Genomic DNA, 14248 nt, shown 5'->3' with positions numbered 1-14248 from the left:
TGATACACGTCCAATACATTTTTGGTGTGGAATTGATACCTTAGGGTCACTAACGGCGGCTGCGGACTGTTCGGTATGTTGGGCATATGAACAACGTCGTTTCACCGGTCCGGAGATAGCCAAGCAGTGGAATTACACCAAATCCGGGCGTTCCTGGCCGTCGCGGAGGAACTGCACTTTGGCAGGGCCGCAAAGAAACTGCACATGGCCCAGCCACCCCTGAGCCGGGCCATCCAGCGGTTGGAGCACGAGCTCAATGCTCCGCTTTTTATCCGCAGCACCCGGACCGTCCAATTGACGCCGGCAGGAGAGGCGCTGCTGGTACCCGCACGGGACATCCTGGATGCCTGCCGGAGGTCCGTTCTGGCGGTGGCATCCGTTGGCAAGGGTGAAACGGGACTCGTGCGGGTGGCGTTCGCGGGAGTTTCCTCGCACGTCATGGTTGGCAAACTCGCCAAGCGCGTCCGGGAAACGCATCCCGGAATCGAAATTCAGCTTTACAGTTCAAATTTCGCCTTGCCGGCTATGGACAAGGTGAACAGCGGCGCCATGGAAGTAGGACTCGGCCGGTGGAACTTCATCCCGGCATCCCTCGAGTCCCGTATCGTGGCCAACGAAAGACTGGTCATTGCCCTCCACGAGGGGCACCCGCTAAGCCAGCGCCCTTCGCTTCTGATGTCCGATCTGGCGGGACAGCCGTTTGTCACGCTTCCCCTGCACCCCGGAGCCATCCTGCACGACTTTCTGCACCGTCTGGCCAACGGCGCCGGCTACGCTCCGGAAGTAGTGCAGGTGGCGCCGGATTCCCAGACCCTGATGGCCCTGGTGGCCGCAGAGATCGGGGTGGCATTGACGGTCTCCTCCGTTCCGGAGAATTTCCAGTATCCGGGGGTGGTGTTTCTGCCGCTGGACGATCCCGCAGAACCCATTCAGCTGAGGCTGGTCTGGCGTAAGGACAACAGCAGCCCCGCATTGCGGGAAGTGCTCCGACTTTCAGAAACGGTCCTGCCGACCCCCGGCCTCTCAGTTGATTCATGACTTTTCGGTACCAGTTAATGTCCTATTTAGTATTGGATCTGCAGTAATTCGGCTGGCACAGTTGTGAGCACTCGCTGGCTACCCGGAGTCAACGGAGTCTTCCGCCCCCAACCCCAGGAGAAACCTGTGACTACCGCCGCGACCGCCTTGCTGAACGATGACGTCCTCAACCTGGACAGCCTCCTGACCCCTGACGAGTTGATACTCCGCAGCAAAGTCCGTCGTTTTGTGACAGAGCGCATCAGGCCCAACATCAACGCCTGGTACGAAGACGCCCATTTTCCCCTGGACCTTGTGCCTGAACTGGGAGAACTCGGCCTCCTTGGCATGCACCTGAAAGGGTACGGGTGTCCCGGCCGCACCGCCGTCGAATACGGCCTTGCCGCGATGGAGCTCGAAGCCGGCGATTCCGGTCTGCGCACGTTCGTCAGCGTCCAGGGATCCCTGGCCATGACCGCCATCCATAAGTGGGGATCGGAGGAACAGAAGAACCAGCACCTGCCGGCGATGGCGCGGGGCGAAATGATTGGCTGCTTCGGACTCACCGAACCCACTGCGGGTTCGGATCCTTCCAGCATGGCAACCGTGGCCAGGCCGGACGGTCAGGGCGGATGGATCATCAACGGTGCCAAGCGCTGGATTGGCCTTGCGTCCGTGGCCCGGATTGCAGTCATCTGGGCCACTACCGATGACGGTATTCGCGGGTTCATCGTACCCACGGACACTCCCGGGTTTACCGCGACGCCGATCGGGTCGAAGCTCTCCATGCGGGCTTCGATCCAGTGCGACATCGCCCTTGACGACGTCAGGTTGCCGGGAACGGCGATACTGCCTGGGGCGAAGGGGCTCAGCGGCCCGTTTTCCTGCCTCAACGAGGCCCGCTACGGGATCATCTGGGGCGCGATGGGCGCCGCCCGGGACTCCTACGAGGCCGCCCTGGCGTACTCCAAAGACCGCTTGCAGTTCGGCAAGCCCTTGGCCGGCTACCAGCTCACCCAGGAGAAGCTGGTCAACATGCTCCTGGAGATCCAGAAGGGAACCCTGCTGGCCCTCCATACCGGTCGACTGAAGGATGCCGGGGCCCTGGAGCCGGTCCAGGTCTCCGTGGGAAAGCTGAACAACGTCCGCGAGGCCATCGCGATCTGCCGCGAAGCCCGCACCATCCTGGGCGGCAACGGCATCACCCTGGACTACTCGCCGCTGCGGCACGCCAACAACCTCGAATCCGTACGCACCTATGAGGGCACGGATGAGGTCCACACCCTCATCCTCGGCCAGCGCATCACGGGTATCTCCGCGTTCCGCTAGGAGGAACGCGCCCGGCTTTGGCTTCCACGGTTTCTGTGCGTCAACCGGGCCGTGGATACTTGGGCAATGACTACTCGCAGGGCTCAGAACGTTCACGGCGCTGATTCGTCTCCGCTCCCGGAGGTGCCCGCCCAGCTTCGGGCCGTGCTCAACGGCATTCCTGCGATGGTGGGGTACTGGGACAAGGACCTGCGCAACCGCCTCGCCAACGACGCCTCTGGAGAATGGTTCAACGTCGACCCCGGCCGGATGCACGGCGTCCATATCCGCGAACTCCTCGGCGAGGAACTCTACGCGGCCAATAAGGAGTACATCGCGAAGGTACTCGACGGGGAGCCACAACTCTTTGACCGGACCCTGGTGGATGCCGCCGGCAAGACGCGGTACACCCAGGCCTCCTATGTACCGGACGTGCAAGGCGGCGAAATCCAGGGCTTCTTCGTGCTGGTCACGGACATCACCGAGCGCGTTGTCGCGGAACGGCGCCGGCAACGCGACATGGACCGGTACCGGGCCCTTGCCCGCAGTATTCCGGGAGTGTTCGTGCTCCTCTTCGACTCGGACCTCCGGTATCTCATCGCGGAGGGACAGGAGCTCGAGAATTTCGGGTACCGCAGGGACGAGATGGAGGGCCGGCTGATCCACGATGCCCTGAAGGGCGGCCTCGCGGATGAGCTGGAGCCACACTACCGCGCCGCCCTGGCCGGCCGGGAGGTGTCGTGGAGACGCCGGATCGGCGATCGCACGTATCGACTCACGGCGGGTCCGGTGCAGTCCGACGGCGATCCCACCGGCATGGTCGTCGCCGTAGACGTGACAGAACGCCTGCGACAGGAAAAGACGTGGGCCGGGTTGCACGAGATCGCCACGGCGGTCGCCCGCAGCGCCGCCCCTTCGGACATCGCCGAACGAGTCGCCGCCATTGTGCGCTCCATCTTCGACGTGGACTCGGCGGCGGTGGTCCGATTCACCGGCCCCTGCGCGGCTGAAATCATAGCGATGGCGCCGGACCTCCCGCCGACCCTGAGCCGTCGGCACATCTTCGCACCAACGGATGCCTCGGCAACCGTACGCGTAGCCGTCACGGGTAAGCCGGCCCTGGTGGTTTACGCCCCGGACGGCGGGCTCGCCTCAGAGCAAATGCTGGCCGGCGGCTTCCGGTCCTCCGCCGCCGCCCCCATCCGGGTATCCGGCTCGCTCTGGGGCGTCGTGGCCCTCACCTCGAAGTCCAAGACGCACATCACCCCGGCCATACTGGAACAGCTCGCCCAGTTTGCGGAACTCGTGGAAGTCGCGATCGGCAATGCCGAGGCCCGCACGAGTCTTGAGCTGCAGGCCAGCACCGACGTCCTGAGCGGCCTCCCCAACCGCCGTGTCCTGGAGGAACGACTCGCCCACGAGACCGAGCTGGCGGCCGCCCGGGGCACCAAGCTCAGCGCCGTGGTCCTGGACATTGACCATTTCAAGACGGTCAATGATTCCTTTGGCCATCTGACCGGGGACAGGGTGCTCGCGGAGGTCGCGGCCCGCCTTCGTGGGGTTGCGCGCCCGGGCGAGATCGTCGCGCGTTACGGTGGCGAGGAGTTCGTCTGGCTCCTGCCGGGCAGCGGGGGCGAGGAGGCGCTGCAGGCGGCGGAACGGGCCCGGCTGGCCGTTGCCTCCCAGCCCTTCGACGAAGTGGGCTCCATCACCGTCTCGGCCGGTGTCTGCGAACTGCAAGGAGCCGGAACTCATGCCTTGCTGGCGTGCGCCGACCATGCTCTCTATGCCTCCAAACACGCCGGACGCAACCGCACCATGCGCTACGTGGCCGCGGAAGCCGAAGCCCGTGCCGAACGCAGCGCCTAGACGAACGCGGACTTCCCGGTCACGGCCCTGGCCACGAGTGCCGCAGTGTCCGTGCAATACGGCGGAGGGTGTCAGGAGAGGAACCCGCGTAGCAGGGAAGCTGTTCCCTCCAGGTGCTCAAGCGTGGCCCGCTCAGCAGCCGGGGCGTCGCCGCGAAGGATTGCGTCCGCGATCCGAGCGTGCTGGTCGTTGGAGTGCTCCAGGTTGGTGCCAAGGAACGGGATCCTGTCCAGCAAGCCGTTGAGCCTGGACCGGGTTTCTGCCACGGCCCCTACGAGGCTCGGAGAACCCGTCAGCTCGGCGATTGCGATATGGAACCGGGCATCCCGCGGCCGGTAGCTGGCTTCGGTGGCGACCGCCACGTCGGTCAGGCAGCTGCGCAGGTGACCCCGGGCGGCGGCCGATAAGTTTGATCCGGCCGCCAGGGCGCTCGCCGCCGGCTCGATCACTCCACGGAATATCAGCACGTCGTGGACCTCGGCACGATCCAGTGGCCGGGTCCCCCGAAGCTCTGGGCGCACCTGGGATTCGGACACGTACGTGCCGCCATAACGGCCGCGCCTCACCACCAGGTATCCCGCAGCCTGCAATTCCCCCAGTGCTTCCCGGAGGGTCGCCCGGGACACGCCCAGATGCTCAGCCAGCTCGCGCTCCGGCGGCAGTTTGTCGGCCGGAGCAAAGATGCCGAGCTTGATCGTCTGCAGAATGTGCTCGATTGTTTCCTCGAAGGCGTTTCCACTGCGGACGGGCCGCAGCATCGAGTAGGGCTGTTGTAACGCGAAATCAGTCAAGGCCAACTCCCAGCAGTCTGCGAGCCTATACGTTCACTGATCATACGTTTAGGCAGCGAAAAAGCGGGCGTTTGGAACCAATGATTCTCCAGCCGAACGAAATTTCCGTTGGATTTGCGAAGAATCCTTGACGGATGTGAGCCACAACACCACACTGGGAGATGTGTTCTTGGACTGATAACAGTCCTTTAAATTCGGATGACAGTCCTATAGCAAGGGAACCGCATGAAATCAGCAGATGATGAGGCCGGCGTGACGAGTTCGGCCACCGGAACCGAATCGGAATACCTTCAACGGCGCAAACTTAAGCGCGGCGCCGCCGGCTGGATACTACTCGCTGGACTGGGAGTCGCGTACGTCATATCCGGTGATTTCGCCGGCTGGAATCTCGGTCTCGCCCAAGGCGGATGGGGCGGACTTCTGATCGCGTTTATCCTCATGGGCGTCATGTACACCTGCATGGTGTTCGGCCTCGCGGAACTCTCCTCCACCCTGCCCACCGCCGGGGCCGGATACGCTTTTGCCCGACGGGCTCTGGGGCCCCTGGGCGGGTTCGCCACCGGCATTGCCGTACTGATCGAATACGCCGTCGCTCCGGCCGCCATCGCCACCTTTATCGGCGGCTACATAGAGGCCTTGGGGCTCTTTGGCCTGACCAATTCGTGGCCGGTCTATTTGGCCACCTACGTCCTCTTCATAGCCATCCACCTTCGCGGGGTCGGTGAAGCGCTTAGGATCATGTTCGCGATTACGGCGGTTGCTGTTGTTGCCTTGATCGCCGCTGTCATCGGACTGCTGCCGAAGTTCGACCCGGCCAAGCTGTTCGACATCGTGCCTGACGGCTCCGCCGGTTCCAGCGCGTTCCTGCCCATGGGCGTCGGTGGAATCCTGGCCGCCCTTGTCTACGGCATCTGGTTCTTCCTCGCCGTTGAAGGCGTCCCGCTGGCGGCAGAAGAATCGGCGGACCCCAAGAAAGACATGCCGCGGGGCATTATCGTCGCCGTCGTGATCCTGGTGGTCTTCGGCGCCCTGATGCTCGTCCTAGTTCCCGGTGCGGCAGGGTCCCAGGCCATGAGCACCTCCGACAACCCGCTGCCCGAGGCAATCCGGCTTGCGTACGGTGGAAACACGGTTCTGGCAGATTTCATCAACTACGCGGGACTTGCCGGACTCGTGGCCAGCTTCTTCTCCATCATCTACGCGTACTCGCGGCAGCTCTTCGCATTGTCCCGCGCCGGGTACCTGCCCAAGTGGCTTTCGCTTACGGGCACCCGCCGCACGCCCTATTGGGCCCTGATCGTTCCCGGCACCATCGGGTTCCTGCTCGCGGCCATCACCCAGGACGGCGCCCTGCTTATCAACATCGCCGTTTTCGGGGCAACGGTGTCCTACGTCCTGCTGAACCTGTCCCATATAGTGCTGCGAATCAAGGAACCGGAGCTTGAGCGGGGCTACCGCACGCCGGGCGGCATCGCCACCACCTCGGTGGCCCTCGTCCTGTCCGCCGTCGCCGTCGTCGCCACCTTCGTGGTGGACGTCTACGCGGCCTCCATCACGGCGGCCATTTTCGCCGGCGCGATCGCCTACTACTGGTTCTACAGCCGCCACCGCATCGTGACCGGTTCCCCGGACGAGGAATTCGCCCGGCTCGCGCAGGCCGAGGCCGAATTGAAGCAGTAGCTGCCCCCGACCACTATTACCCCATTGCAAACGACGTTGCGGAGCAACCATGACTGAACAATCACCAGACAACGGCCGGAACACCCAGCTCACCCTTGACGAGCTACAGGCGGATGTCGCCTCCGGCGCCATCGACACCGTCGTCGTGGCCATCACTGACTCGCTGGGCCGCCTCCAGGGCAAGCGCTGCGGCGCGCGTTCGTTCCTCGAAGACGTCCTCGAGCACGGCGCGGAAGGCTGCAACTACCTCCTGGCCGTCGACGTCGAGATGAACACCATTGACGGTTACGCAATGTCCTCCTGGGAAACCGGCTACGGCGACATGATGATGCTGCCGGACGTCTCGACCCTGCGCCGGGTGCCGTGGCAAGCGGGAACCGCCATGGTCCTCTGCGACGTGATGTGGGCGGACAAATCCCCCGTCGTTGCCTCGCCGCGCCAGATCCTGCGCGCCCAGGTGGAACGGCTCGAAAAACTCGGCTACCGCGCTTTCATGGGCACCGAACTTGAGTTCCTGATGTTCGACGACTCCTACCGTCAGGCGTGGCAGAAGAACTACCACGGACTCGAGGCCTCCACCCAGTACAACGTTGACTATTCGCTGCTCGCAACCGCCCGGCTGGAACCTGTTATCCGGTCCATCCGAACCAACATGGAAGCGGCCGGCCTGGTGGTCGAATCATCAAAGGGCGAGTGCAACCTGGGGCAGCAGGAGATCACCTTCCGCTTCGATGAGGCCCTCAAGGCCTGTGACAAGCACACCTTTTACAAGAACGGCGCGAAGGAAATCGCGGACCAGTACGGCAAGAGCATCAGCTTCATGGCCAAGTACGATGCCCGCGAAGGAAACTCCTGCCACATCCATTTCAGCCTGACTGATCTCGACGGCAATCCCGTGCTACCCGGCGACGGTGAGCACGGCTTCAGCCCAACGATGGAGCACTTCATGGCCGGTCAGCTGGATGCCCTGAAGGAGCTCACATATTTCCTCGCCCCCAACGTCAACTCGTACAAACGGTTTGTCGATGGCAGCTTCGCCCCGACCGCCATTGCCTGGGGCATGGACAACCGCAGCTGCGCCCTGCGGGTGGTGGGCCACGGACGGGGCCTGCGCACCGAGATGCGCGTCGGCGGCGGAGACCTTAACCCGTATCTGGCCGCGGCCGCGCTAATCGCCGCAGCGATCCACGGGCTGGAAAACCGCCTTCCGTTGGGCCCTGTTATGCAGGGCAGCGCGTATTCCTCCGACGCCGACCGTCTGCCGACGAACCTGCGCGACTCCCGCGACCTGCTGGCTGAGAGCGTCATCGCCCGGAAGGCGTTCGGCGATGCCGTGGTGGACCACTACGTCCATGCCGCCGGCACCGAGATCAAGGCCTATGAGAGCGCCATCACCGATTGGGAGCGTGTCCGTGGCTTCGAACGGCTCTGAGCGCTACAGGCCCCGGATCGCCCTGACCAGCTACTACCAGGACGCCGTGTGGGGAGTCTGGAAAGCCCCGGCCGCCATCCTTCCAGGCACCTACGTCGAGGCTGTGGTGGCAGCAGGCGGCACACCGATCCTGCTGCCGCCGCTGGGCACGGACGAAACCGTCCTGGACATCATGGACGGACTGATCGTCGTGGGCGGGCCCGACGTGGATCCCACGCGCTACGGAGCCACCGCGCACCCCAGGACAGCGTCGCAACCGTTGCGCGATGAACACGACACGATCTTGACGCGCGCGGCGATGGAGCGCGGGCTACCGCTGTTTGCGATCTGCCGTGGGGCCCAGATTCTGAATGTTGCCCTCAACGGCAGCCTGAACCAGCACATCCCGGACATCAACCCGGCGGCGAACTATCAGCCAGCGCCGGGAGTGTTTGGTGAGGCCACCTTCACCACCGCGCCCGGCAGCCTGATCCAGTCGCTGCTGGGGGATGCGGCGGTGGCACCCTGCTACCACCACCAAGGCATGGACACCGTCCCGCCGGCGTTGCGCGTCACCGCGTCCTCCGCCGATGGAACCGTCCAGGCCCTGGAAGCTGCCGACGGCTCCGGCTGGGTCCTGGGTGTGCAATTCCATCCGGAACAAAACCCGGCAGACCTGCGGCTGTTCCGCGGCTTCGTAGAGGCCGCCAGTCGTTACCGCGCCAATCGAAATGAGATGTCCACGATATGACCGCAACAACTTTTGACGTCATCAACCCCTCCACCGAGGAGGTCATCGAGACGGTCGCGCTGGCCGGGCTGGCCGAAGTTGATGATGCGATCGCTCGCGCCGCCGGCGCTTTCGAGTCCTGGCGGGCAGTCGCACCCGCAGACCGCTCACTGCTGTTGCGGCGCTTTGCCTCATCGGTTGACGCCGACCTCGAGAACCTGGCCCGGCTCGAAGTCATCAATGCCGGCCACACCATCGGCAACGCCCGCTGGGAAGCGGGCAACGTCCGCGATGTGCTCACCTACTACTCCGCAGCACCGGAGCGTCACTTCGGCAAGCAGATCCCGGTGGCGGGAGGCGTAAACATCACCTTCCACGAGCCCCTCGGCGTCGTGGGGGTCATTGTTCCCTGGAATTTCCCCATGCCGATCGCCGCGTGGGGCTTCGCCCCGGCCCTGGCCGCCGGCAACACGGTGGTGCTCAAGCCCGCCGAGTTGACGCCCTTGACAGCGATCCGTCTGGCTGAGCTGGCCCGTGAGGCCGGCATCCCGGAGGGTGTCTTCCAGGTGGTACCCGGCAAGGGCTCCGTGGTGGGCGAACGCTTCGTTACCCACCCCGCCGTCAGGAAGGTGGTCTTCACCGGATCCACTGGCGTCGGCAAGAAAATCATGGCCGGCTGCGCGGACCAGGTCAAGCGGGTGACACTGGAGCTCGGCGGCAAGAGCGCGAATATCGTGTTCGACGACGCCGATCTGGAACTGGCCGCCGCTGCCGCTCCCGGCGGCGCGTTCGACAATGCCGGGCAGGACTGTTGCTCGCGCTCGCGCATCCTGGTCCAGCGCAACGTCTACGACCGTTTCATGGAACTGCTCGAGCCCGTGGTCAAAGCGCTAACTGTCGGGGACCCGTCCGATGAAGCCACCTCAATGGGACCGTTGATCTCGGCCCAGCAGCGCCGAACGGTGGCCGGTTTTGTGCCGGACAACGCCCCCATCGCCTTCCAGGGGCAGGCTCCTGCGGGTGCCGGGTTCTGGTTCCCGCCCACGGTGCTGACGCCGGATCTGGACTCGCCGTCGTTCACGGAAGAGATCTTCGGCCCGGTGGTGGCCGTGGTGCCGTTCACCGACGAGGCCGATGCGATCCGGATCGCGAACAACACCGAGTATGGGCTCTCCGGCTCCATCTGGACCTCCGGCGTGGACCGCGCGCTGCGCGTAGCCAGGGGAGTTGAGGCCGGAAACCTTTCCGTTAACTCGCACTCGTCCGTTCGGTACTCCACGCCCTTCGGCGGTTTCAAGCAGTCCGGGCTGGGGCGTGAGCTCGGGCCCGACGCCCTCGATTCCTTCACCGAAACCAAGAACGTCTTCATTTCCACGCCGTCCCTGGCCTAAACAATCCCCCGGCTCTCACCGCCGTACATAAGGAGTTCCCATGCAGACAGTAGTATCCAACCGCCTGGCCGGCCGCAGCGCAGTCATCACCGGTGGCGCCAGCGGCATCGGGCTGGCCACCGCCCGCCGGATGGCCGCGGAAGGCGCCAAGGTCGTCATCGCCGACATCGAGCCCACGTCGGGACTCGCCGCGGCAACCGAGGTGGGCGGCCTCTTCGTCAAGGTCGATGTCACGAGCGAAGAGGACGTCCGGAACCTCTACGCCCAGACCAAGGAAACCTACGGCAGTGTTGACATCGCCTTCAACAACGCCGGGATCTCCCCCGCCAACGACGGCTCCATCCTGGACACCGGCATCGATGCCTGGCGCAGGGTCCAGGAGGTGAACCTGACCTCGGTGTACTACTGCTGCAAGTACGCCATCCCCTACATGCAGGAGCAGGGGAAGGGCTCAATCATCAACACCGCTTCCTTCGTGGCAGTCATGGGCGCGGCGACGTCGCAGATTTCCTACAGCGCATCCAAGGGCGGGGTGCTTTCCATGAGCCGGGAACTCGGCGTTGAATTCGCCCGGCAGGGCATCCGGATCAATGCCCTGTGCCCCGGCCCGGTGAACACCCCGTTACTCAAGGAACTGTTTGCCAAGGATCCGGAAAAAGCCGCCCGCCGGCTGGTCCACGTACCGCTGGGCCGCTTCGCGGAACCTGAGGAACTCGCTGCGGCCGTGGCGTTCCTCGCCAGCGACGACGCCTCGTTCATCACCGCCTCCACCTTCCTGGTCGACGGCGGGATTTCCGGCGCGTACGTCACACCGATCGACTGAGCCCGGAGCGCAAGCATGGCGTTGAGGTGCCGGCCGGGATAAAACCCCGGCCGGTACCTCCGTACGTTTACACGAACGCGGACTTCCCGGTCACGGCCCTGGCCACGATCAGCGAATTGATCTCATAGCTGCCCTCATAGGTGTACAGGATTTCGGCGTCTCCGAAGAGCTTGCCCATCTCGTAGTCGCTGCTGATCCCGTTGCCGCCCATGAGGGACCGGCCCATCGCCACCGAGGCCCGCGCCAGCCGGGTGGTGGTGGACTTGGCCATCGCGGCCTGGACCATCTCGAGTTTGCCCTCCGACTGGATCCTGGCCAGCTGCGCCATCAGCGACAGTGAGGCCGAGGCGTTGCCCAGGATCTCGGCCAGCTGCTGCTGGATGAGCTGGAAGCGGGCCAGCTCCTTGCCGAATTGCTTGCGCTCCAGCGAGTAGGAACGCGCGACGTCGAACGCCGCCAGCTGGATGCCGGCAGCCTGCCAGCCCACCCAGGCGCGCGAATCACGGAGCAGCTCGTTGGCCTTGGAGAAGTCCGTGGCTCCGGGGAGCAGGTTGGATTCCGGGATGCGGACCTCGTCGAGCACGATGTCCGCGTTCTGCATGATGCGCAGCCCGATCTTGTTCGCGATCTTCGTGGCGGTGTAGCCGGGCCGGTCCGTCTCGACGATGAAGCCTTTGATCTGCTGGTCCGCGACGTCACGCGCCCAGACCAGGGCGAAGTCCGCTATGGTGCCGGCACCGATCCAGCGCTTGGCGCCGTTGATCACCCACTCGCCGCCCTCCAGCCGCGCCGTTGTGGCCAGCCCGCCGGCGATGTCCGAGCCGTGGTCCGGCTCCGTGAGGGCGAAGGCTCCGATCTGGGTGAAGGCGGTGAGCCCCGGCAACCAGCGCGCCCTGTGCTCGTCCGAGCCGAGCTGGTCGATCATGCCCACGATCAGCTCGTTGTGGATCCCCACGAGGGCAGAGAGGGACACGTCGGCGCGGGCCACCTCGACGTACATGAGGCCCTTGAAGAGCTTGGAGGTGCCGTCGGTCTGCAGCCCCCCGAGGCCGTACTTTCCGAGCTCGGCGAGCAGCCCGAAAGGGAACTCCTCGCGGTTCCAGTAGTCGATCGAGGCCGCACGGATGCGGGACTGGAGGAAGTCCCTGATCTCCTGGTAGCGGATCTGTTCGTCCGGGGGCAGCAGGTCGACGATGTACATCAGATCGGCGTCCGGGAAGGGCGGCTCTGCCGCACGCCCAACCCCGGTGGCGATCTGTCCGCTGGCACGTCCTTGTGGCTGCACGGGCATGTATCCCTTCGTAATGGTCCGCTCAGGAACCGAGTCGGCTCTTCCAAACCCTTGGATGTCCTAGTATATTGCACAGTGATGGGGATCACTAGCTATCTGGTGATTCCCGGGCAACGGCGCCGGGCCCGAAACGGCTGCGCCACCAGACTTCGAAAGGTGCACCATGACAGTCACTGAGGAATTCCGCGCCGCACGCAACCGCCTGCTTGACCTTCGCAAGGACTACGGCGCGGCCCGCAACGAATTCGAGTGGCCGCGCTTTGACGAGTTCAACTTCGCCCTGGACTGGTTTGACCAGATCGCGGCGGACCCGGCCAAGGCCGACAGGCCGGCCCTCGTAATCGTCGAGCAGGACGGCACCGCCACGCGGCGCAGCTTCTCGGACCTCTCGCGCCGCTCGGCCCGGGTGGCAAACTGGCTGCGCGGCCAGGGCGTCCGCCGCGGTGACCGCATGATCATCATGCTCGGCAACCAGGTGGAACTCTGGGAACTTATGCTCGCCGGCATCAAGCTGGGCATCGTCATGATCCCGACCACCACGCTGATGGGTCCGGCGGACCTGAAGGACCGGGTGGAGCGCGGCGGGGCGAACTGGGCCGCCGTCGGGAGCGCCAACATCGCCAAGTTTGCCGAGGTCCCGGGCGACTACACCCTGATCGAGATCGGCGGCAGCGAGGCCGTCAATACGGATGCGCTGCAGTACACCGAGTCCGCCGGCTCCTCCGAGGACTTCACCCCGGACGCCCCGACCCTGGCCGACGAAACCCTGCTGCTCTATTTCACCTCGGGGACCACGTCCAAGGCCAAGCTCGTGGAGCACACGCACACCTCCTACCCGGTGGGGCACCTGTCCACGATGTTCTGGATCGGGATGGAACCGGGCGATGTCCACCTCAACGTGGCCTCGCCGGGCTGGGCCAAGCACGCCTGGTCCAACGTGTTCACCCCGTGGATCGCCGAGGCCTGCGTTTTCATCTACAACTATGAGCGCTTCGACGCCAAGGCCCTTATGGAGCAGATGGACCGCGAATCCGTCACGAGCTTCTGCGCCCCGCCCACGGTCTGGCGCATGCTCATCCAAGCCGACCTGACCCTGCTCAAGACCCCGCCCACCAAGGTGGTGTCCGCCGGCGAACCGCTCAACGCCGAAGTCATCGACCAGGTCCAGCGCGCCTGGGGCCAGACCATCCGCGACGGTTTCGGCCAGACCGAGTCCACCGTGCAGATCGCCAATACCCCCGGCCAGCCGATCAAGATCGGCGCCATGGGCAAACCCCTGCCCGGTTACGACGTTGTCCTCGTGGACCCCGCCACCGGAGCGGAAGGCGACGACGGCGAGCTCTGCCTGCGCCTCGACCCCCGCCCCGTCGGGCTGATGAAGGCCTACTACGGGGATCCCGAGAAGACGGCGGAGGCGTTCCGTGACGGCTATTACCACACGGGTGACATGGCGAGCCGGGACGAGCGCGGCATTATCACCTATGTGGGCCGCGGCGACGACGTCTTCAAATCCTCCGACTACCGGTTGTCCCCGTTCGAACTGGAGAGCGTGCTGATCGAGCACCCTGCAGTGGCCGAGGCCGCCGTCGTCCCCTCCCCCGACCCGGTCAAGCTCTCGGTACCCAAGGCCTTTGTGGTCCTGGCCGCCGGGCACGAGGCGGGCCCGGAACTGGCCGAGGACATCCTGCGCTACTGCCGCGACCGTCTGGCCCCGTTCAAGCGGATCCGCCGGCTGGAATTCGCCGAGCTGCCGAAAACCATCTCGGGCAAGATCCGGCGCGTAGAGCTTCGGCACAGCGAGGAACTGCGCCACGGTGGCGGGACGGTCCCGGCCGGTCTCGGCACGGAGTACTCCGAGGCCGACTTCCCCGGGCTGAGGAGCCCCTCGGTTCCGCAGCCTGAAAAGCTAGGCTGAACCTCATGAAACCTGAACAGAG

At 64.8% G+C, this 14248-nt stretch carries 11 protein-coding genes; 9 read left to right on the top strand and 2 right to left on the bottom strand.

Translation table 11 applies throughout. The annotated features are described in order from the left end of the window. Positions 1 to 126: 126 nt before the first annotated feature. The 3 genes from ACZYZE_RS02210 (at position 127) to ACZYZE_RS02200 (ending at position 4194) form a co-directional block, all read left to right on the top strand. On the top strand, positions 127 to 1038 hold the full coding sequence (locus ACZYZE_RS02210) for a LysR substrate-binding domain-containing protein (RefSeq protein ID WP_463905979.1): 912 nt from the start codon (positions 127 to 129) through the stop codon (positions 1036 to 1038). A 126-nt stretch (positions 1039 to 1164) separates the two neighbouring features. Beyond that, the gene (locus ACZYZE_RS02205; RefSeq protein WP_463905977.1) at positions 1165 to 2346 is read left to right on the top strand and encodes an acyl-CoA dehydrogenase family protein; all 1182 of its coding nucleotides are present in this window, start codon (positions 1165 to 1167) and stop codon (positions 2344 to 2346) included. 66 nt (positions 2347 to 2412) lie between these two features. Beyond that, entirely contained in the window at positions 2413 to 4194 is a 1782-nt protein-coding gene (locus tag ACZYZE_RS02200; protein ID WP_463905975.1) for a sensor domain-containing diguanylate cyclase, read from the top strand. A gap of 71 nt (positions 4195 to 4265) precedes the next feature. Here the strand turns inward: ACZYZE_RS02200 and ACZYZE_RS02195 are convergent, their stop codons facing one another. Continuing rightward, entirely contained in the window at positions 4266 to 4985 is a 720-nt protein-coding gene (locus ACZYZE_RS02195; protein ID WP_463905974.1) for a FadR/GntR family transcriptional regulator, read from the bottom strand. A 225-nt stretch (positions 4986 to 5210) separates the two neighbouring features. Here ACZYZE_RS02195 and eat point away from each other — a divergent pair, with 225 nt between their 5' ends. Genes eat through ACZYZE_RS02170 form a run of 5 tightly spaced genes read left to right on the top strand, consistent with a single transcriptional unit; the run spans position 5211 to position 11020 of the window. After that, the gene (gene eat, locus ACZYZE_RS02190) at positions 5211 to 6665 is read left to right on the top strand and encodes an ethanolamine permease (protein WP_463905972.1); all 1455 of its coding nucleotides are present in this window, start codon (positions 5211 to 5213) and stop codon (positions 6663 to 6665) included. 49 nt (positions 6666 to 6714) lie between these two features. Further along, entirely contained in the window at positions 6715 to 8097 is a 1383-nt protein-coding gene (locus ACZYZE_RS02185; protein ID WP_459317759.1) for a glutamine synthetase family protein, read from the top strand. Next, complete coding sequence (locus tag ACZYZE_RS02180; RefSeq protein ID WP_463905971.1) at positions 8078 to 8827, top strand: gamma-glutamyl-gamma-aminobutyrate hydrolase family protein; 750 nt, start codon at positions 8078 to 8080, stop codon at positions 8825 to 8827. Before ACZYZE_RS02185 ends, ACZYZE_RS02180 begins: the two co-directional genes overlap by 20 nt. Continuing rightward, entirely contained in the window at positions 8824 to 10197 is a 1374-nt protein-coding gene (locus ACZYZE_RS02175; RefSeq protein WP_463905969.1) for an aldehyde dehydrogenase family protein, read from the top strand. Before ACZYZE_RS02180 ends, ACZYZE_RS02175 begins: the two co-directional genes overlap by 4 nt. Before the next feature lie 40 nt (positions 10198 to 10237). Next, positions 10238 to 11020 carry a 3-oxoacyl-ACP reductase gene (locus tag ACZYZE_RS02170; protein ID WP_463905967.1) on the top strand — a complete coding sequence of 261 codons (783 nt, stop codon included), beginning with the start codon at positions 10238 to 10240 and terminating at the stop codon, positions 11018 to 11020. A 67-nt stretch (positions 11021 to 11087) separates the two neighbouring features. On the opposite strand, the gene ACZYZE_RS02165 is transcribed toward ACZYZE_RS02170, so the two are convergent. Next, positions 11088 to 12221 carry an acyl-CoA dehydrogenase family protein gene (locus tag ACZYZE_RS02165; protein ID WP_463906165.1) on the bottom strand — a complete coding sequence of 378 codons (1134 nt, stop codon included), beginning with the start codon at positions 12219 to 12221 and terminating at the stop codon, positions 11088 to 11090. Positions 12222 to 12474: 253 nt separating this feature from the next. Between ACZYZE_RS02165 and ACZYZE_RS02160 the strand changes: the two genes are divergently transcribed. Then, positions 12475 to 14226, top strand: coding sequence for an AMP-binding protein (locus ACZYZE_RS02160; protein ID WP_463905965.1), 1752 nt, complete (start codon positions 12475 to 12477; stop codon positions 14224 to 14226). Positions 14227 to 14248 lie beyond the last annotated feature (22 nt).

The sequence above is a fragment of the Pseudarthrobacter woesei genome, assembly GCF_055412745.1.
The sequence above is the reverse complement of the archived record's forward strand: the minus strand, read 5'-3'. Positions and strand labels throughout refer to the sequence as shown.